The organism is Rhodococcus sp. 14-2483-1-2 (assembly GCF_002259405.1).
GTDB lineage: Bacteria > Actinomycetota > Actinomycetes > Mycobacteriales > Mycobacteriaceae > Rhodococcoides.
On record NZ_NPFW01000002.1, the window covers coordinates 91,091 to 110,632 of the forward strand.

Sequence of the window (19,542 nt, forward strand, 5' to 3'; positions counted from 1 at the left end):
AGAATGGTCGTCACTCGTCGACCGGCATACTCGAGAAATGAGCAATTCACGTGCAACCGCTCGCCCGCGAGCACTGTCGTTGCACGGCCGCATCCGAGTGTTGACGATGAGCGTGGCAGCCCTGGCAGTCGCAGTCAGCGCTCTTGCGATCTATCTCGTCGCAGAGCAGGCCCTCCGCTCACAGATCATCGACCGCGTCGAACGCAACAGCGACGCCATCATTGCCAGCGCAGCATCAGGCGTTCCGGCCGATATCTTCGGCTTCGGCATCGAAGACACCGAGGGAACCGCAGTGAAGGTCGCCTTCGCGATGAGCGACGGAACTTTGGTGACGTCCACGAACGGCTCCGAGCCGTTCACCAATTCCGACGGCGTTCTGGACGATGCAGAAATATCGGTCATCGACGGTGACGTCGATCAATCCTTGCGCGAGGTACGGGGCTATTACATTTCCGCCAAGCGCACCGACTCCGGCGAAACGATCCTGGTGGCCGAGGCTCTCAGCGGAGCGTCACCTCTTCTTGGCAAGCTCACGCTCGCCCTGGTCCTCGTCGGGGCGTTTCTCGTCGCATTGGCAGGCGTAGCCGGTGCCGCCGTCGCACGCACCGGACTCCGACCGGTCAGGCGACTGCGGGCCGCTACCGAACGCGTCGCCCGCACAGGAGATTTCGAGCCCATCGACGTCAACGGAGACGACGAACTGGCATCACTGGCCAACAGCTTCAACGAGATGTTGGCCTCCCTGTCTCGTTCGCGAGCACGGCAGGGTCAGCTGATCATCGATGCCGGCGCGGAACTGATGGAGCCGCTGACAGCATTGCGCACCAACATCGATCTATTGATGTCCCTCGACCGGCCGGACACCCCGGACATGCCGGAGGACGAGCAGGACCGATTGCGCGTCGAAGTCATCACTCAGATGGACGTCATCAACGGGCTGGTGCACGACCTGGTCGACCATGCCCGGGAGCCCGCGCCCACCCCGCAGTGACGGCCGAGAACCGTTCAGGACCAGTGCCGTTCGAAACCAGTGCCGTTCAGGACGAGAGTCGCACACCGGTCAGTTGTTCCGAGGCATCCCACAAGCGATGTGCATCGTCCATCCTGCGCATGGGCTTCCACATGCCGACCTCGGTCGGTGGCCCGCCGATGATTCGCTTAGGACCGAAGAACTGATCCCCACGCGCGTCGCTACCCGCGGCCGCAATCAGTCCTGGCTGCGCTGCGCTGTCCACAGTGCCCGCAATGCCGACGCGGGCAAGAACGCCGATCAATCGTCTGCCGGCCGAATCCTTCGGTCGCCCCAATCCCGGTTGTGCCGCAAGCAAGTTGGTCGGCGAAATTCCCGGGTGAGCGATGTTGCTGGTGATTCCCCAGCCGCCTGCACTACTACGAGCCTCGAGTTCGCGTGCGAACAGAGCCACCGCGAGCTTCGATTGACTGTAGGCCTTCATGACGTCGTAGGAACGCTCCCAGTTGAGGTCGTCCCAATTGATGGTCCCCGACCGTGCCGCAATGCTCGTCTGATGGGTGACCCGCGCATTACCTTTCCGCAGCAGCGGCAGCAGACCGAGGGTGAGCGCGAAGTGGCCGAGGTGATTGGTACCGAACTGCAGCTCGAATCCATCCTCGGTGACCTGACGCGCAGGTGGCTGCATGACACCTGCATTGTTGACGAGTATGTCGATCGCCCGGCCATCGGATGACAAGTCGTCCACCAGGGCGGAAACGGATTCCAAGGACGACAGATCCAGCGCCCGAGTGGTGACCTTCGCTCCCGGCACCGCGACTCGGATCGATTCGGCTGCCCGCTCCCCCTTGGTGGCCGAGCGCACCGGCATGACGACCTCGGCACCGGAGCGAGCGAGCTGCGTGGCGATGACCGTTCCGATCCCGTCGCTTGCTCCCGTGACGACGGCAATCTTCCCCGTCAGATCGGGAAGGGATGTGTGTGCTGTGCGGCCCATGACAAGCTCCTGTGCTGGTGTCGATCTGCGGATTCGATCTGCAGAACCCATGTTCGACGATTACCACGAGCTCATCCAGGACTTCCCGATCCACTGATACGGCCGACACCGTGGATCGCGTCAGGACAGAACCTGAGTTCCCACCACCGCGAGCAGCTCCAATTTGGCGTAGCTTTCACTGCCGGGGACGGCCGTGTACACCAGCAGACGATGCTCTTGTTCGGGGTCGAGAAGGGTCTGGCAGTTCAGTTGCAGCAGGCCGACCGTCGGGTGCAGAAATCGTTTGGACTCGGGTGGGTGAACGCCCACTTCGCGTTTCGCCCACAGGGTTCGGAATTCCTCGCTGACCTCGAGCAGCTCTGTGGACAGGTGCGCAGCTCTCGAGTCGGGTCCGCGAAGAGTGACGATCTCGCGCAGCCCCGACGCGTACACCCGAGACAGCACTGCACGCTCTTCGGGCGGATACGACTGCCGGGCCTCGGGGTCGGTGAACCAGCGATACCCCAGACTTCGCTCGGGGCCGGTGCGCTGCGAGGCATCACCTGTCAGTGCCGCGCCCAGCGGTGTCTGACGGAGCGTCTCTCCGATTTCGGACACGATCTCGGCGGGCGTGTCGTTCAGGCGGTCCAGAATTCGTAGCATTCCCGGGCTGATGTGGTCGCTCGACGACCCGCGGACGGGAGGATTGTGCCCGGCGAGTCGGAACACGTGATCACGCTCGCCGAGTGACAGGTGCAATCCCTGTGCGATGGAGGCGATCATCTGCGCCGACGGGGCGGGCCCGGTAGCTCGTTCGAGTCGTGCGTAGTAGTCGGTAGACATGTGGCACAGCTCAGCGACCTCCTCACGGCGGAGGCCCTGTGTGCGTCTGCGCTGCCCCCGTGGCAGCCCGACGTCCTCCGGCTGCAGCGACTGCCGTCGCTGCCGTAGAAACGCTGCCAATTCCGGTCGATCGATCACGTCGGTTCCCTCTTTCCCGTGCGTGCGCATCGCGCCTGCATGAATTGTGCCTGCTGCGCGGTGGCTATTGTCGAGAGATGAGTCCTGCCCTGACCGTCGTCACCGGCGGAAGCCGTGGAATCGGTGCTGCGGTGTCCAGGCGGTTGGTGTCCGACGGGCACGATGTGGTGATCGGCTATCGCTCCGACGCCACTGCCGCGGAAGCGTTGGCCGCCGAATTGTCGACCGACGGCCGAACGGTGATCGCCGTACGCGCCGACACCACCGACGAGCAGGCGGTGATCGATCTCTTCACCGCAGCCGCCGAGATCGGCGCAGTCACCGGTCTCGTGAACAACGCCGGTTCGGCACGGGCTGTGGGGGCGCTGGTGGACAACGACATCGAGACCATCAGAGCGGACCTCGACGTGAATCTCGTCGGGGTACTCACCTGCTGCAAGTACGCGATCGCGGCGATGACCGGATCGGGTGGCTCGATCGTCAACATCTCCTCCGCTGCCGCGACCCTGGGCAGTCCTGGAATGTACGTCCACTACGCGGCGGCCAAGGCGGCTGTCGATACTCTGACGGTCGGACTGTCGAAAGAAGTTGCTGCGCAGAATATTCGCGTCAATGCAGTGGCACCCGGCATCATCGAGACCGACTTCCACCGCGATCGTGAACGGCCACAGAAGATGGCGTCGAGCATTCCCCTCGGCCGTCCCGGTGTGCCGAACGAGATCGCCGGTGCGGTGTCGTGGTTGTTGTCCGAGGATGCGCGATACGCGACCGGAACCGTCATCAGGGTGGCCGGCGGAATGTGAGTACTTCGGTCACCTCTATCGAGGGGCGATGCGGTGCAGCTCCACGTCAGTGAGCGCACCGTCTTCGGCTGTGGCCGTCATGTACGTACAGAACGGTTGCCGACGCCGATCCGTCGGCGATCCCGGGTTCAGCAGCCGTAGACCGTTGTCTGCGACCGTGTCCCACGGTATGTGACTGTGCCCGAATACGAGCACGTCCGTGTCCGGGTATGCCGCTGCCATACGTCGTTCCCGTCCCGTCGCGGCACCGGTCTCATGGATCACGGTGAACCGCACCCCGCCGAGTACGACGTCGGCGCGTTCGGGCATCAGAGCTCGCAGCTCCTCGCCGTCGTTGTTGCCCCAGCACGCGATCAGTCGACGTGACCGCTGCGAGAGTTCCTCGTACGCAGCCAGGTTCACCCAGTCGCCTGCATGGATCACCACATCGGCGTCGTCCACAGCGGTCCACACCTCGTCGGGCAATGCGCGAGCCCGTTTCGGGAGATGAGTGTCGGCAATCAGCAGTAGCTTCACCCCTCGATTGTGCACTTCGTGCCTCATCGGAAGTCCCTGGATCTGGATGCGACTCGCAGATCCATCAGTTGCAGATGATCGGCCACCACGGTCACCGCCCCCTCGGCGTTCTGTACTTTGCCTCGAATCAGCAACGCCGGAGCCGTGATCGCCAACTTGCGGTACTTGGCCCACAATCCGACCGAGCACACCACGTTGACCATGCCGGTCTCGTCCTCGAGGTTGATGAACGTGACGCCTCCGGCAGTGGCCGGCCGTTGGCGATGCGTCACCGCTCCGCCGACGAGCACTCGGTCGCCATCCGGAATCTGCAGCAGCCGGTTCGCGGGAATCACGCCGAATGAATCGAGCCGATCGCGAAAGAACTGCGTGGGATAGGAATCCGGTGACACACCGGTTGCCCAGACGTCGGCCGAGGCCAGATCGAGATCCGACATTCCCGGTAGCGCAGGCGCTTTCGTCGATGCTCCGATGCCAGGAAGCAGGCCCGGACGCTCCCCCGCTGCCGCGCCCGCAGCCCACAGCGCCTCTCGACGTGTGATGCCGAAGCACCCGAGTGCGCCTGCCGTGGCCAGTGCTTCCGCCTGTGCAACCGACAGTTCGACGCGTCCCGTCAGGTCCAGGAACGAGGTGTACGGCCCGTGTGTCTCTCGCGCGTCGACGATCTTCTGGGCCACTGCGGTCCCGATGAACTTCACATCCGCCAACCCCATACGAATCTCGAGGCCGTCTCCCTCGAGATTCGCATGGCCGAGACTGGCGTTCACGTCTGCACCGTGGACGAGCACACCGTGCCGCCTGGCATCGGCGACCAAAGATTGCGGTGAGTAGAAACCCATCGGTTGGGCGCGCAGCAAACCTGCACAAAACGCCGCCGGATGGTGCAACTTGAACCACGACGAGTAGAACACCAGTGAGGCGAAGCTCTGCGAATGGCTCTCGGGGAAGCCGAAATTGGCGAAAGCCGACAGCTTTTCGTAGATTCGGTCCGCCGCCGCGCCGGTGATGCCGTGAAGATCGCGCATCCCGTCGTAGAACCGCCCCCGCAGCAGTTCCATCTTCTCCGGTGACCGTTTCGATCCCATGGCGCGGCGCAGTTGATCGGCGTCGGCGGCACTGAAACCGGCGACGTCGATCGCCATCTGCATCAGCTGTTCCTGGAACAGCGGAACGCCCAGAGTTCGATCGAGCGCCTTCTTGAGCGACGGATGCTCGAAGATCACCGGCTCGAGTCCGTTGCGGCGCTTGATGTACGGGTGCACCGAACCACCCTGGATCGGACCGGGACGGATCAGCGCCACCTCGACCACCAGATCGTAGAAGTTCCGCGGCTTGAGCCGCGGCAGAGTGGCCATCTGCGCGCGGGACTCGACCTGGAACACCCCCACCGAATCGGCTCGCTGCAGCATCTCGTACACCTCGGGCTCGGACAGGTCGATCGAGGCGAGTTCGATATCGATGCTCTTGTGCTCGGCGATCAGGTCCATCATGTAGTGCAGCGCCGAGAGCATGCCGAGCCCGAGCATGTCGAACTTCACCAAACCCACTGCGGCACAATCGTCCTTGTCCCACTGAAGCACACTGCGGTTCTCCATCGTCGCCCATTCCACCGGGCAGACGTCGGCGATCGGCCGATCGCAGATCACCATGCCACCGGAGTGAATACCGAGGTGGCGAGGGAAGCCCTCGATCTGCCGCGCGAGTTCGAGAACGGACTCGGGGATACCGTCGCCCTCCTGATCTCCGATTCCCGACCAACGGGTGATCTGCTTGCTCCATGCGTCCTGCTGCCCCTGCGAAAAGCCGAGCGCACGGGCCATGTCTCGCACCGAGGACTTGCCGCGATAGGTGATGACGTTGGCCACCTGAGCGGCATGAGTGCGGCCGTACTTGGCGTAGACGTGCTGGATCGCTTCTTCGCGTCGATCGGATTCGATGTCGATGTCGATGTCGGGGGGTCCATCACGCTCGGGTGCGAGGAACCGCTCGAACAGCAGCTTGTTCGCCACCGGATCGACGTTGGTGATGCCGATCGCGAAACAGACAGCCGAGTTTGCCGCCGAACCTCTTCCCTGACAGAGGATGTCGTGTGTCTTGCAGAAGTGGACGATGTCGTGGACCACCAGGAAGTAGCCGGGGAATTCGAGCCTCTCGATGATGTCGAGCTCGTACTCGAGCTGCGAATAGGCCGCCGGGTTCGCCGACTGCGAGCCGTACCGGCGTGCGGCCCCCTCGAACGTGAGTCGACGAAGATAGCTGATCTCGGTGTATCCGTCGGGCACATCGAACGGCGGCAGGCGCGGCGCGATCAACGTCAGATCGAACGAACACTCACGACCGAGCTCGACGGCACCGCGCACCGCGCCCGGATAGTGCTGGAACAGCTCCGACATCTCCGCCCCGGAACGTAGATGTCCGCCGCCGGTCGGTGCCAACCAACCGGCAGCCTCGTCCAAGCTGCTCCGTGCGCGCACAGCGGCCATCGCCATGGCCAATCTCCTGCTGCGAGGACTGGCGTAGTGCGCGGCCGTGGTGGCGATCGTCGGAAGGCCGTACCGCCGAGCCAGCGTCGCGAGAGCGTCGTTGCGCTCGTCGTCGTCCGCGACGCCGTGCCGGGTGAGTTCGACGGTGACACGATCGGATCCGAACCGGTCGACGAGAGCGCGCAGCGCGGCCTCTGCCGCCTCCGGACCACCACGCGAGAGCGCCTGCCGGACATGTCCCTTTCGGCAACCGGTGAGAATCTGCCAGTGACCGCCCGCCGATTCGGTGAGTTCGTCGATGTCGTACTGCGGCTTACCTTTGACCCCACCTGCCAGGTGTGCAGCTGCGATCCGACGTGAGAGCCGGCGATACCCCTCCTGGCCGCGAGCGAGCACCAGTAGATGAGTGCCGTCGGGATCGGTCTCCCCGGCTCGGGATCGATGTGTGTCCAGCGAGAGTTCGGCACCGAACACGGTTCCGATGCCGAGAGCTCTGGCCGCCTCGGCAAAGCGCACGACTCCGTAGAAACCGTCGTGATCGGTGATGGCGATGGACTCGAGGCCAAGGCGTACCGCCTCCTCGACCATCTCCTCGGGCTGCGAGGCACCGTCGAGAAAGCTGAACGCCGAGTGCGCATGCAATTCCGCGTACGGCGTTGCCGGGCGCACCGGCTCGCGGTGGCGAGGCCCCTCGTAGGCTTCTCGTTTCCGGGACCAGGCCGGGCTGTCGCCACCATCACCCTCGGCCGCAGGCTTGGGACGCCCGGACAGAACTCGTTCCATCTCCGACCACGTGGGTGGTCCGTCGTTCCATCCCATCGAGCCCACCCACCTTCACACTGCCGTCTCATCGAACACTTGTTCTAATGAGAACACGAGGGTCCGACACGGATCAACTAGAGTCGAATCGCCATCGACCCTTTTCACCGAATCCCTTTCACAGAGCCGGAGCACAGACGTGACGCGTTGGGCATCGTTCGTCGTATCGCACAAACGATGGGCACTCGCTGTTGTCGTCGCCGTCGTCGCCGTCGGCGGGATCTTCGGACTCGGCGTCTTCTCGAAACTGAGCGAGGGCGGTTACGCCGACGCAGGCAGTGAATCGTCCGAGGTCGCGCGACTGGTGCAGGGCATCGGCCAACCGACCCCCGACATCGTCGCGATCTACACCGCCCCCGAGGGCAGGACGATCGACGACATCGGACCGCAGGTGCAGGCGACGCTCGACGAGTTCAGCAGTCGATACACCCTCGGCAACGTCAGTTCGTACTGGAGCGCAGACCCGGTCAGCAAGGAATTCCTGGTCTCCAAGGACCGAACCAAGGCGTTGGCCACGGTGTCTCTCGGCGCGAACTCGGGCGTCACGTTCAATACTTTCGGCGAACTTCCTCCACAGCTCGAAGTGCCCGGAATCGAATCGCAGTTCGCCGGCGCGTCGGTGGTGGGAGTCTCGCTCAGCGAAACCCTCGAACGCGACCTGATCCGCTCCGAGATCATCGCTGTTCCCATCACGTTGCTGCTACTGATCTTCATCTTCGGCGGCGTGGTCGCTGCAGCGGTTCCGGTGTTCGTCGGCATTCTGAGCGTGCTCAGTTCGCTCGCGATCCTGCGGGTGCTCACCGAGTTCACCGAAGTCAGCTCGTTCTCCATCAACGTCGCGTCGTTGCTGGGACTCGGCCTGGCCATCGACTACGGACTGTTCATCGTCAGTAGGTTCCGCGAAGAATTGCGCGGTGGACTGACGCCGATCGACGCGACCATCCGCACGGTATCCACCGCGGGCAAGACCGTCGTCTTCTCCGGACTACTCCTGATCTGCGCATTCGCCGGCATGCTCGTCTTTCCGCAGGCGGTGATCAGGTCCCTCGGGTTCGGAGCCATGGCGGCGGTGGCGAGCGCGGCCGTCCTGTCACTGACCGCTGTCCCGGCACTGCTCGCCATTCTCGGCACCCGCATCAACTCCTGGACATGGTCACGAACTGCATCCGATCGCAGTGATGCACGCGCACACAAGTTCTGGGGCGGCGTCGTCACCCGCGTCATGAAGCATCCGGGCATCGTCGCTGCCGTCATCGTCGCCGGGTTGCTGATCATCGCCACCCCGATCCTGAAGGTCTCACTCGGAGAGGTCGACTACACGGCGCTGCCGAAGGACAACCCTGCGCGCATGGCATTCGAAACTCTCGGTTCCGACTTCGAATCCACCGGCGAGGGCGCAACCGTGGTGCTGCGCGGCCTGGACGGCGTCAAGCCTCAGGGCGCACCGATTGCAGCGCTCACCTCCGCTGTGGAATCCACGCCCGGTATCGCCCGAGCCGAATTCCTGGGCTCCAAGGACGATTTCGTGACGTTGCGGGCGTCCTACAGCGAACCGACCGATGGGCTGAGCGAGGCCGAATCCCAATCCGACGCAGTAGCGGCGCTGCGCTCGATCGCTCCCCCGGACGGCACCGAGATCCTCGTGGGCGGCGGACGAGCCAATGTCGACGACGGCAATGCGGCGATCGCGAAGTGGCTACCGGTGATGATCGCCATCATGGTCGTCTCGACGCTGGTGTTGCTGTTCCTCGCGTTCGGATCGATCGTGCTGCCGATCAAGGCGGTCCTGATGGCCGGACTGAGCTTGGCTGCCACCTTCGGCGCACTCACGTGGGTGTTCCAGGAAGGCCACGGAGCCGACCTGCTCGGCGTCACCCCCGGACCGCTCGAGTCGACGTTCGTGGTGCTCATTCTCGCGGTCATCTTCGGTTTGTCGACCGATTACGAGGTGTTCCTGATGTCGCGCATGGTCGAGGCTCGCGCGGCTGGAGCGAGCACCGAGGAAGCGGTGATCTTCGGCGCTCAACGCACCGGACGCATCGTCACTGCGGCGGCGTTGATTCTGATCGTCGTCACCGGAGCCTTCACGATCTCGGGTCTGTCGATCATGAAGTTCCTCGGCGTCGGAGTCATTCTGGCTCTGATCATCGACGCGACGATCATCCGTATGTTGCTGGTTCCGTCCTTGATCAAACTCATGGGCGAGGCCAATTGGTGGGCACCTGCCTGGATGAAGAAAGTGCACGAAAAAGCCGGTATCGGGCACTAGCACCGGAACTTACTTCGGAGTAAGGTCGGCTCGCATGGCGAACTACATCGTAACCGGCGGTACCGGGTTTCTCGGGAAGAACGTCCTGCCCCGATTGCTCGAACGTGATGCGCTCGCTGCGATCCACGTGCTGGTGCGTCCGCATTCGGTGGCCCGCCTCGAGCGACTCGCACAGCACCTCGACGGCGGCGACCGAATTCACCCGCTGGTCGGCGACCTCACCGAGCCGGAGCTCGGACTCCGGGAGGTGCCTGCCGACGTCGATCACATCCTCCACCTCGGAGCCGTCTACGACCTGACCGCAGGTGACGAGCAGACCCCGACCAACGTCGCCGGAACCGCCTCGGTGATCGGCCTCGCCGAGAAGACCGGCGCCCGCCTGCACCACATCTCGTCGATCGCCGTTGCGGGCGACTATCGAGGAACGTTCTCCGAGAACGACTTCGACCTCGGACAAGGTTTTCCGACTGCCTACCACCGCACCAAATTCGAGTCCGAGAAGCTGGTGCGCGACAGCGCTGCGGACTGGCGGGTCTACCGGCCCGCCGCGATCATCGGCCACTCGGAGACCGGTGCCATCGACAAAGTGGACGGCCCGTACTACTTCTTCCCGTTCTTCGCGGAACTTGCCAAGCTGCCGTCCGTCTTACCGATCACGGTGCCGAAGATGGGCGCTACCAACCTCGTTCCGGTCGACTACGTCGCCGACGCCATCGTCGAGCTCGTGCATAGAGACACCTCTCCCGGCAGCGTGTTCCATCTGGTCAATCCGGAGCCGCAGTCGATGGCAGAGGTCTACGCCGCATTCTCGTCGGCGGCCGGATCTCGCGCCAGAATCGTCGACGTGCCAGGGGCACTGGTCGCTCCGGTCGTCTCCCCCAAGTCCAGAGCCGTACGCAAGCAGCGCGATGCCGCCCTCCGCGATTTCGGTGTGCCACCGGTGATGCTCGAACACCTGACTCTGCCCACCGTGTTCGAGTCGGCATCGACGCAGAAAGCGTTGCAGGGCAGCTCGATCACACCGCCACCACTGCGGACCTACGCCGATCGCGTGTGGATGCACTGGCGGGAGAACTTCGATCCCAAGCGCAACCGCCGAAACGACCCACGCGGTCCGCTGTTCGGCCGTCACATCGTCATCACCGGTGGTTCGTCCGGAATCGGCCGAGCCAGCGCAGAAGCAGCTGCCCGCAAGGGCGCGGTGGTCATTCTGCTCGCGCGCGGTCAGGACCAACTCGACGAGGTGGTCGAGCACATCCGCGAGTCGGGCGGCACCGCCTACGGTTACTCGTGCGACGTCACCGACAGCGAATCGGTCGACCAGACAGTGAAAACCGTTCTGAGCGAACACGATCACGTCGACATGCTGGTCAACAGTGCCGGTCGATCCATCCGCCGCGCACTCTATCGATCCACCGATCGGTTGCACGACTACGAGCGCACCATGGCCGTCAACTACTTCGGGGCCATACGACTGGTGCTCGCACTGTTGCCACACATGCGCGAACGCAGCTTCGGACACGTCGTCAACCTCTCCAGCGCTGCCGTTCTGGGCCACCCTCCCCGTTTCTCCGCCTATGTGGCCAGCAAGGCGGCGCTGGACGGCTTCACCGATGTGGCTGCCGCAGAGACACTCTCGGACGGAATCACCTACACCACCATCCACATGCCCCTGGTGGACACCCCGATGATCACCCCGACGGGCGACAAGAACGTCGGCCCGGTCTTCTCACCGGAGAAGGCCGCCGCGATCGTGATTCGTGCACTGAGCGACAAGCCGAAGCGAATCGATACTCCGCTGGGAACACTCGGGCAGTTCGGTGCCATGTTCGCCCCCAAGGGCAAAGACCGCACGATGCACCAGCACTACCGCAAATTCCCCGAATCCGCTGCAGCCAAGGGTGAAACACCGATCACGATCGAAGACGGGAAAGTGCCCTACCGAGTTCGCCGATACGATCCGAGGACTCCGAGCGCACGCATCGGCAAAGTAATCCGACGCGTCGGAAGATTGGTACCCGGCACGAGCTGGTGACCGGCAGAATTCACCGCAGCAGAGCTCTCCCCCACACGCGCAGGAATCCCTGACTCAGGTATGTCAGGGTGCCGATCGCCAGAACCCATTTGACGGTGCTGACCACGGTGGTGGCGCGGACGACGGTGTCGGTGATCTGTTCGCGGTTGTCGACCAGTATCAATCCGACGATGTTCTCGATGTAGTCACCGGCAGCGGAGGCCACCGGTGCGACGGCCAATGCCGTCGTCGCCGCAGGGCTCAGCGGGGTTTTCGCTGCCAGGCTGCGTGCGCCTGCACGCAGTGCGACGGCGTAGATCGCCGGATGCACGAAGTCGGGCAGATAGTGGCTGCGGAACCTGGCGATCTCGGTCTCGTCCATGCTCGCCAGGATCTGTCGATAACGCTCGGCGGACCACGCCGTCTGCACGGCAAGCACTTTCGGAGCTGCGGGGCCGAGAAGTCGGGCAATGTTGGCCTGGGATACGACGAACAGTGCCGACCAGCCCAGCATTCTGCGATCGAGCGCACCGATAGTCATGTCCGAAACCCTAATGCGTCAGGAACGGGAGAACGGCGGCCTCGAACGCCGAGTATCCGTCGCGATGGATGCTGTGTCCGGTGCGAAACGCCTCGACGCGACAGGTCGAAATCTCGGAGACCATCGCGTCGAGCCGAACCGGATCGACCATGCCGCCCGGACCTCCCCGAAGCACCAGCGTCGGAGCAGTGATGTCGGCCAACGACGCCCACCACTGCGGATTCGGACGACGGAACTGTTCGAGAGCAGTGGAGGTCATCGAGCGATCGAAGGCGAGTACCGCGCGGGGATGCAGAACGACGCTGGTCGCTGCGTGCCAGAGTTCGGTGACCGACGGCATCTTGCCGGTCAGGGTCGGCGGAGCGTCCCCCGGCCGAATCGGTATCGGCAGCTCTTCGAGTACCAGACGACGAACGAGCTGCGGGCGACGTTGCGCAACGAGCGAGACCGCGTATCCGCCGAGGGAATGTCCGACGAGATCGACTTCGTTCAGCCCGAGGTGGTCGATCAGCGCCAGCAGGTCTGCCCCGAAGGAATCGAACTCGTACGTGGACGTGTGCGCGCTCTTGCCGTGTCCGCGCAGATCGACGGTGATCACCCGGCTGCCCTGCGCGGTGAGTGCACGGGTGAACCGATCCCAGGTTGTGCTGTCACCGCCCATGCCGTGCACCAGCATCACCGGTGCCGCATTCGAGTTCGCGTGCCCCAGCGGGGTGAACGAGCGATACGCGATATCGACGCCATCGAGGTCGACCGTCTCCGACATCATCTGCATTCCTTCGACGGTAGCGGTGCCGCTATTCGTAGATTCCTTCCACCCGCCACCGACCCTCGTCGAAGACCAGCAGCAAGGCCCTTTCGTCGTCGAGCACCACCTGGGCTCGCGCCGTCGGACCCGTCGACGCGTGGCCACTGTCCCACCATCGCTCGTCCACCGGCCACGGTCCGGCCAGACCCGTCAGTCCCCATTCCTTGGTTCCCCAGCGCAATCGCGACGGCGGAGCATCGAACACCCCACGATCGGTGACGCCGATTCCGGTTCCCGCCCGATTCATCAGCGTCACCGTCGGACGTGTCTCGATCACTGCCGCCGGAGCAGGCTCCGGTAGACGTCCCGGCCAGGGATCCGACGGATCGGACATCGGCACCAACTCGTCGCCCAGCGGACGCAGCGTAATCCGCTCGGCCGGCCCGCGGCCGCCGCTGAGCACACCACCGAGCACCGATTCCCCACCGAGCAGACCCTGCACGCGCACCAACGCCCGACGCGCCCTCTCGTCCTCGTCCCCGACACTGCCCCACAAACCAAGTTGCAGCTCACCTGCGGCCACCACTTCGATCGGTTCGAGCCGCAGAACGGTGATCGCGGACGTCGGCTTGTTCTCGCTGCGCCCGGTGATCCAGCCGTCCAGTTGCCACCGCACGCGGTCGGCTGTCCCCTCCGGAGTCAACGGCTCCGCGCACCGCCAGATCCTCGACAGATTCTCGCCGTTACCGGTACTGGCATGCACCAACAGACGAGTGCACGCAACGGCAGCGGCAGCGAGCTTGGTGTGCAACTGCTCGGCCAACCCGCGCCCGGCGAACGCAGCTGCGTCGACCCGATCGATCGGCGGATCGCACAGGTACTCCACATCCAGATCCGGCGGCAGAGCCCTGGCCGACGGCGGACGTTCGGGCTCGCCCCTGGCACTGCGATGCGCCAACACCGCATCGGTACCGAACCGCGAGGCGACATCACCCGGAGACAGTGCAGCGAAATCGCCGATGGTTCGTAAACCCAAGCGGCGCAACAGATCCACCAGCTCACCGCGATCGGCAGCGGACATGCTCGGTTCAGCCGAGAGTTCTGCCACCGGCAACGGCGCGAGAAATCCTGCACCCCCGCCGCGCGGCACCACCTGTGTATACCGCGCGGCGACGACCGCAGTGGACAGCTCGTCGGCGATACCGATCTGACATTCCACACCGGCAGCCGACGCTTCGTCGATCAACCGTTCCGCGGCCCGATGCTCGGTACCGAAATACCGTCCGACGCCGCGGGCAGAGAGAACCAGCAGGCCAGGTCGCAGCACTTCGACTCCCGGTGCAATGGCGGCGACGGCCGAGACCACGGGCTCGAACAGTCGCGCATCACGATCGGTATCGGCCAGAGCGACATGCACATCCGGGCACCGCGCCTGCGCTTCCCGACGGCGCAGGCCGCGCTTGATGCCCGATGCCCGTGCCGTCGCCGAGCACGCGACGACCCGATTGGCGGAGGTGACGACCACCGGATGCGTCGCAGGAAGATCGGCCTGGGCAGCGGCTGCAACGGCAGGCCAATCGGGGCACCACAGCGCCAGAACTCGGCTGGGACGGTCGATGCTCATGTGGAGACCGCGATCGACAATGGATTCTGTTCGAGCTTCTCGGCATGCCATTCGATGCGACCGTTCTCCGAACGCAGGTCGAGTCGAACGGTGCGGGGCCGCATCGCCTTGCCGCGCGCGCACACCGACAACCGGACGCCGCGCAGTCGGCCGCGGCCGAGCTCCCGGCCCGTGCCGAGGCCGTCGTATCCGTGCACCGATGCGTCCAGTCGTAGCTCTGCGCCGTCCCAGTGCCCATCGGTCACCAGCAGCGTCGACCCCTTGCTACGCGCTCTGGCCACCACGGCCCTGGCCCGAGTGGGCGATACCGACAGACCGCCGAGACCGAGCACGACGAGGTCGACACCGTCGAGCAGAATGGCCGCCACTTCCACCGGGTCGGGACCAGGATCGGGAATCAGGGCCAGCTTGCTCAACTGTGCGCCCATCTCCACCGCGGCCAGAATGCCGAAACGAGGCTGCCCGATGACGGCCACATGGCCACCGGCACCGGTCACCGCAGCGACCAACCCGATCAGGAGCGAGCCTGCGCCGGACACCGAGGCCACCGTTCCACGCACCAGCCCACCGTGCGGTAGCACCTCGATCAGCGCAGACGGCACCGGAAGAACGGGCCGCTGACGTGTTGGACGCTGCGTCGACGGTTCCGGGTGCACGGGCTCGACGGGGTCGGAATTCTCGATGCGCACCGACGCCGTTTCGCCCCGGGAAGGCACGGCAGCCATCCGGCTACGCAGCAACGCCACGCGCTCCGGCAGCGACAACCCGTCGAGCGCATCCGGCGTGACGGAAGCTCCCGATACAGTCATGTCACTCCCCTTCGCGGCGTAGAAAATCGAGCCGAAACATCGGTGTTCGACGAACGCGGGAAGTGGCGTATTCGAACACAATTTCGATCTGCACTCAGTAAAGCCGCTCGGACGGCAACTCGTCAAGGTGATGGCGAAGTCCCTGGTAGATGCCTCCGTTCCTCGGCTGCAGGCACGTCCCGTCATCGTCAACTAACCTGTGGACGTGACGGATCAGCAGCGTGTTGGACGGGGCGTCGGGCCCGACTACCTCTTGGCAGGCAGATACCGCCTCGCCGGCAAACTCGGCGGTGGAGGCATGGGCGCGGTATGGCTCGCCACCGACACGCTTCTGCACCGTCAGGTGGCCGTCAAGCAGGTCACGTCCACCACTCGGTTGAGCCCACAGCAGGCCGTGGAAGTACGCAACCGGGCCATGCGCGAGGGCCGGATCGCTGCCCGACTCTCCAGCCCCCACGCCATCGCGATGCACGACGTCGCCCTCGTCGACGGTGAGCCGTGGTTGGTCATGGAATACCTGTCCTCGCGCAGTCTCGCGCAGGCACTCGGCACCACCGACTCGCTACCACCGTTCGAGGTCGCTCAGATCGGCGCACAGATCGCCGACGCACTGACCGAGGCGCACGAGGCCGGAATCGTGCACCGAGACATCAAGCCGGGCAACATTCTGATCGCCGATCGCGGCAAGGACCTGGGCATCGTCAAGATCAGCGACTTCGGCATCTCCCGCGCCAAGGGAGACGTCGAAGAAGCCGACGACAGCGTGATCACCGGCACCCCGGCATATTTCGCACCCGAGGTCGCGCGCGGACAGGATCCCACCGCAGCCAGCGACGTGTTCTCCCTCGGCGCAACGCTGTACACGGCCATCGAAGGCAAACCGCCGTTCGACATCGATCACGATTCGATTGCACTTCTGCACCGAGTTGCCAAGGGGCAGATCATCGCTCCCACCCGTAGCGGCGATCTCACGGGCCCGTTGCTGCACATGCTCGAGCCCGATCCTGCCCGACGCCCCACCATGGCGCAGGCCCGCGACGAGATCATCGTCGCCGCGATCAGCAAGCGCGGCACCATCGCTCAGCTGCGCGGGGTGCCTCTGACGTCTGCGGACGGCGTGGTCCCGGCATGGGCGAGGCGCTCGACACCGGTCTCCGAATCTCGCCGTCCGTCGCGGGAGTTCGGCAGAACCATCGCGGGCCTACCGGCCGTGCAACCCGGTGAGAGCCAAGCCAATCCGGTTCCTTCGACGTACTCGCCACCGCCGTTCGACCTGCCGAAAAAGAAGAAGAACCCGATCGACGACGTCCTGATGCGGATCGAGGACGTCATCGGTGACCGCACGTCGATTCCGTCGACCGCGATTCTCGCCGCCCTCGTTCTCGTCGTCGTGATCGTTCTGGTTCTGGTGATCGCCCTTCTACTGTAGTCGCGCCCTCAACGCGACTCGTGCACGATGATCGCGATCTGAACTCTGTTGCTGCACTCCAGTTTCGTGAGGATTCGCGAGACGTAGGTCTTCACGGTCGCCACACTCATGTACAACTCGGCACTGATCTCCGCATTGGACTTCCCCGACCCGACGGCACCCGCAACCTCGCGTTCGCGATCGGTCAGAGAATCGAGCAGGGCTCGTGCCCGCGCCGTGGTGGAGTCGTGCGATCGAGCGTCCTGCTCACGCCAGTGGGCAACCAAGCGTCCGACCGCCGTCGGCGACAACATCGATTCCCCGGTTCCGACGCGATGCACCGCGTCGACGATGTCCCGCGGCGGTGTGTCCTTGAGCAGGAATCCGTTTGCGCCCACCCGCAGTGCCCGCAGCAGATACTCGTCGGTATCGAAGGTGGTCAACACCACGATGGCTGCCGTGAACCCCTCTGCGCGAAGCATTTCGGTGGCCGCGAGCCCATCCATGACCGGCATCCGCACGTCCATCAGAACCACGTCGGGAGTCGACGCACGCACTACCTCGATGCCACTGCGACCGTCGGACGCCTCACCGATCACCCTGATTCCGGGATCCGAGCTCAGGATCAGCGACAGGCCTGCGCGGACCAACGCGTCGTCGTCGACCAGCACCACTGTGAGCGCATCGGGACCATCGGTTATTTCGGGCACGGCAACCACGCTTCCAGACGGTAGACCACTCCGTCGCCGCGACGCGCGATTCCGTACTCGATTCGTCCACCGGCCAACTCGATACGTTCGCTCAGACCGATCATTCCCGACCGCGAACCGGGTACTGCCGCGAAACTCTCTGTAGCGAGACCGTTTTCGAGCCACACTCTAAGCTCACCACCCACCAGCGCAATTCCGCAGCGCACCGGCAGGCCGGGCGCGTGCTTTCTGGCGTTGGTCAGACCTTCCTGAATCACCCGATGAACGGTGCGGGAAACAGAGGGCGTCAGCGTTGTGTCCGAGGGCATCTCGTCGACGAACGTCACCCGAGTACCGGCCTTCTCCGAATCCTCGATCAGTTCGCCGATGTCCACCACACCCGGTTGTGGACGCGCCGAGGCCGCGACACCCGATCGAAGCACTCCCAATATCTCCCGCAGATCCTCGAGGGCACCGTGTGCATTGAGTCTGATGGTCGACGCGATTGCCTCGACTTCCTTTGCACCGACGTCCGGCCGGACCTCGAGCGCTCCGGCATGGAGGCTGACCAACGAAATCCGATGTGCAAGAGCGTCGTGCATCTCTCGCGCGATCCGCTCCCGTTCGAGTCCCCGGACGGTCTCGGCACGCAGATTCGATTCGGATTCCGCTCGCTCGGCCCGCTCACGCAGAGAATCGATCACCTCGCGGCGGGCCTTGACGACCGAGCCCCACGCGGCGGGAATGCTGAGAAGAGCCACACTGAGGATCCCGATGTACAGGACGGACTGTTCGGCCCACACAGTCGTCCAGATCATCGACGCCGCGAGATGCAGAACCACCACCGCGGTGGTGACCCGCCACGACTGTCGAGACGCAACCGTGAAGATGGCGACCAGCTCGGCACCACCCACTGCATCGGTCAGGATCGTGCACACCGCCAGCGCTACGGCGATCTCGATCGGCCATCGACGCCGCCACCACAGCAACACAGAGCCGAGAACACCGACGACGATCGACACGACCGTGCGCGTCGTGGTCATCCCCTCGGTGCCTGCGGCCACAGACAACACCAACACCAGTGCGAACGCGATGGCGGCGACATCCCATACGCGTTCTCGATGCCGTCGCAGCAGCGTCATGACTGCGCCGTCATGATCGAACCAGGGGGCGCCAGTACTGGCTGGTCTTTCTGTCGCGCACCACCACGCCGAGTCTGTCCAGCTCCGAACGCAATTCGCGTGCGTCGGAACCCGCTTTCTTCTTCAGCGCCATATCCCGAGCTTTGAGCACCGCGTTCACTTCCGGTGCCAAACCAGGAGTTTCGGGCACCCACAGGTGATACAGATCGTCGTACGGATCGCCGGTCGCGACCGAGTAACCTCGCTCCACGAACGCCGCCTCGATGGCATCACGCTTCTCCTCGATCGGCACCCGCACCAACTGACGCGAGGCACCGTCGAGCAGAACCAGTTCCTTGCCGTCGACGAAGACCGTCCCGACCTGCGACCTGGACACCGTGAGGGTTTCGCCCTTCTCGGTGATGCGTACCTGCACCTCCGACACCGCCACCCGTGCAGAGTCGTAGAACGCGGCCGCCACCAGAGCCAGCCCGAGCAGTACTCCCACCCCGATACACACGTACCTCACCCACCACTGCGACCACGAGGCGATCAACTCCAGCGGACCCTGAAACGGTATCCAGGTGAGCGACGCTCCCCAGGACGCCACATAGGGCAGCGCGAACCCCAGCAGGCCCCCGACGATCACGGCACCGACAACCAGGAAGAACCGGTCGCCTCGGGAGAACCACAGCACCGCCGGCGAGATCTCCCCGAGCATCTTGTCGTCCATACCCCCACGGTATCGAGTGTGGAAGCAAGTACCCAGTC

General features: G+C 64.4%; 16 protein-coding genes. 5 read left to right on the forward strand and 11 right to left on the reverse strand.

The window, feature by feature from the left end; translation table 11 throughout:
* Window positions 1-37 precede the first annotated feature (37 nt).
* Window positions 38-991, forward strand: coding sequence for a HAMP domain-containing protein (locus CH295_RS00520; RefSeq protein WP_037188198.1), 954 nt, complete (start codon window positions 38-40; stop codon window positions 989-991).
* Window positions 992-1,037: 46 nt separating this feature from the next.
* Here CH295_RS00520 and CH295_RS00525 read toward each other — a convergent pair whose 3' ends face one another.
* The gene (locus CH295_RS00525; protein WP_094739469.1) at window positions 1,038-1,967 is read right to left on the reverse strand and encodes an SDR family oxidoreductase; all 930 of its coding nucleotides are present in this window, start codon (window positions 1,965-1,967) and stop codon (window positions 1,038-1,040) included.
* A gap of 120 nt (window positions 1,968-2,087) precedes the next feature.
* Window positions 2,088-2,927, reverse strand: coding sequence for a helix-turn-helix transcriptional regulator (locus CH295_RS00530; protein ID WP_094633726.1), 840 nt, complete (start codon window positions 2,925-2,927; stop codon window positions 2,088-2,090).
* A gap of 77 nt (window positions 2,928-3,004) precedes the next feature.
* Here CH295_RS00530 and CH295_RS00535 point away from each other — a divergent pair, with 77 nt between their 5' ends.
* Window positions 3,005-3,730 carry an SDR family NAD(P)-dependent oxidoreductase gene (locus tag CH295_RS00535; RefSeq protein ID WP_037188205.1) on the forward strand — a complete coding sequence of 242 codons (726 nt, stop codon included), beginning with the start codon at window positions 3,005-3,007 and terminating at the stop codon, window positions 3,728-3,730.
* A gap of 15 nt (window positions 3,731-3,745) precedes the next feature.
* Here CH295_RS00535 and CH295_RS00540 read toward each other — a convergent pair whose 3' ends face one another.
* Together CH295_RS00540 and CH295_RS00545 are read right to left on the reverse strand one after the other, a co-directional pair.
* Complete coding sequence (locus tag CH295_RS00540; RefSeq protein ID WP_094739470.1) at window positions 3,746-4,246, reverse strand: metallophosphoesterase family protein; 501 nt, start codon at window positions 4,244-4,246, stop codon at window positions 3,746-3,748.
* 23 nt (window positions 4,247-4,269) lie between these two features.
* Window positions 4,270-7,548: an error-prone DNA polymerase gene (locus CH295_RS00545; protein WP_094739471.1), complete on the reverse strand. Its 3,279-nt coding sequence runs from the start codon at window positions 7,546-7,548 to the stop codon at window positions 4,270-4,272.
* A gap of 139 nt (window positions 7,549-7,687) precedes the next feature.
* Between CH295_RS00545 and CH295_RS00550 the strand changes: the two genes are divergently transcribed.
* Together CH295_RS00550 and CH295_RS00555 are read left to right on the forward strand one after the other, a co-directional pair.
* Window positions 7,688-9,817 carry an MMPL family transporter gene (locus CH295_RS00550; protein ID WP_037188211.1) on the forward strand — a complete coding sequence of 710 codons (2,130 nt, stop codon included), beginning with the start codon at window positions 7,688-7,690 and terminating at the stop codon, window positions 9,815-9,817.
* A gap of 34 nt (window positions 9,818-9,851) precedes the next feature.
* The gene (locus CH295_RS00555; RefSeq protein WP_094739472.1) at window positions 9,852-11,852 is read left to right on the forward strand and encodes an SDR family oxidoreductase; all 2,001 of its coding nucleotides are present in this window, start codon (window positions 9,852-9,854) and stop codon (window positions 11,850-11,852) included.
* 10 nt (window positions 11,853-11,862) lie between these two features.
* Here CH295_RS00555 and CH295_RS00560 read toward each other — a convergent pair whose 3' ends face one another.
* From CH295_RS00560 to imuA', 4 genes are read right to left on the reverse strand one after another with little or no spacing between them, the layout of a single operon-like run.
* The gene (locus tag CH295_RS00560) at window positions 11,863-12,372 is read right to left on the reverse strand and encodes a hypothetical protein (protein ID WP_037188216.1); all 510 of its coding nucleotides are present in this window, start codon (window positions 12,370-12,372) and stop codon (window positions 11,863-11,865) included.
* 10 nt (window positions 12,373-12,382) lie between these two features.
* Entirely contained in the window at window positions 12,383-13,147 is a 765-nt protein-coding gene (locus CH295_RS00565; RefSeq protein WP_373453611.1) for an alpha/beta fold hydrolase, read from the reverse strand.
* Window positions 13,148-13,169: 22 nt separating this feature from the next.
* On the reverse strand, window positions 13,170-14,744 hold the full coding sequence (locus tag CH295_RS00570; protein WP_094739473.1) for a DNA polymerase Y family protein: 1,575 nt from the start codon (window positions 14,742-14,744) through the stop codon (window positions 13,170-13,172).
* Window positions 14,741-15,553 (reverse strand): DnaE2-dependent mutagenesis accessory factor ImuA', encoded by an 813-nt coding sequence (gene imuA' / locus CH295_RS00575; protein WP_170945693.1) that lies wholly within the window; start codon window positions 15,551-15,553, stop codon window positions 14,741-14,743. The genes CH295_RS00570 and imuA' overlap by 4 nt, the downstream gene beginning before the upstream one ends.
* A gap of 205 nt (window positions 15,554-15,758) precedes the next feature.
* On the opposite strand from imuA', the gene CH295_RS00580 reads away from it, so the two are divergent.
* Complete coding sequence (locus CH295_RS00580) at window positions 15,759-16,982, forward strand: serine/threonine-protein kinase (protein WP_252341841.1); 1,224 nt, start codon at window positions 15,759-15,761, stop codon at window positions 16,980-16,982.
* 8 nt (window positions 16,983-16,990) lie between these two features.
* Here CH295_RS00580 and CH295_RS00585 read toward each other — a convergent pair whose 3' ends face one another.
* Genes CH295_RS00585 through CH295_RS00595 form a run of 3 tightly spaced genes read right to left on the reverse strand, consistent with a single transcriptional unit; the run spans window position 16,991 to window position 19,504 of the window.
* Window positions 16,991-17,671, reverse strand: a complete 681-nt coding sequence (locus CH295_RS00585; protein ID WP_252341842.1) for a response regulator — start codon at window positions 17,669-17,671, stop codon at window positions 16,991-16,993.
* A complete protein-coding gene (locus tag CH295_RS00590) occupies window positions 17,659-18,792 on the reverse strand; it encodes a sensor histidine kinase (protein ID WP_094633721.1) in 1,134 nt (377 codons plus the stop codon). The genes CH295_RS00585 and CH295_RS00590 overlap by 13 nt, the downstream gene beginning before the upstream one ends.
* Before the next feature lie 10 nt (window positions 18,793-18,802).
* Window positions 18,803-19,504 carry a YqeB family protein gene (locus CH295_RS00595; protein ID WP_252341843.1) on the reverse strand — a complete coding sequence of 234 codons (702 nt, stop codon included), beginning with the start codon at window positions 19,502-19,504 and terminating at the stop codon, window positions 18,803-18,805.
* Window positions 19,505-19,542 lie beyond the last annotated feature (38 nt).

What these genes read in the sequence shown, in the direction of transcription:
- CH295_RS00520 (WP_037188198.1), top strand. Translation starts at nt 38, where the DNA reads ATGAGCAATTCACGTGCAACCGCTCGCCCGCGAGCACTGTCGTTGCAC.
- CH295_RS00525 (WP_094739469.1), bottom strand. Translation starts at nt 1,967, where the DNA reads ATGGGCCGCACAGCACACACATCCCTTCCCGATCTGACGGGGAAGATT.
- CH295_RS00535 (WP_037188205.1), top strand. Translation starts at nt 3,005, where the DNA reads ATGAGTCCTGCCCTGACCGTCGTCACCGGCGGAAGCCGTGGAATCGGT.
- CH295_RS00545 (WP_094739471.1), bottom strand. Translation starts at nt 7,548, where the DNA reads ATGGGATGGAACGACGGACCACCCACGTGGTCGGAGATGGAACGAGTT.
- CH295_RS00555 (WP_094739472.1), top strand. Translation starts at nt 9,852, where the DNA reads ATGGCGAACTACATCGTAACCGGCGGTACCGGGTTTCTCGGGAAGAAC.
- CH295_RS00560 (WP_037188216.1), bottom strand. Translation starts at nt 12,372, where the DNA reads ATGACTATCGGTGCGCTCGATCGCAGAATGCTGGGCTGGTCGGCACTG.
- CH295_RS00565 (WP_373453611.1), bottom strand. Translation starts at nt 13,147, where the DNA reads ATGCAGATGATGTCGGAGACGGTCGACCTCGATGGCGTCGATATCGCG.
- CH295_RS00570 (WP_094739473.1), bottom strand. Translation starts at nt 14,744, where the DNA reads ATGAGCATCGACCGTCCCAGCCGAGTTCTGGCGCTGTGGTGCCCCGAT.
- imuA' (WP_170945693.1), bottom strand. Translation starts at nt 15,553, where the DNA reads ATGACTGTATCGGGAGCTTCCGTCACGCCGGATGCGCTCGACGGGTTG.
- CH295_RS00590 (WP_094633721.1), bottom strand. Translation starts at nt 18,792, where the DNA reads ATGACGCTGCTGCGACGGCATCGAGAACGCGTATGGGATGTCGCCGCC.
- CH295_RS00595 (WP_252341843.1), bottom strand. Translation starts at nt 19,504, where the DNA reads ATGGACGACAAGATGCTCGGGGAGATCTCGCCGGCGGTGCTGTGGTTC.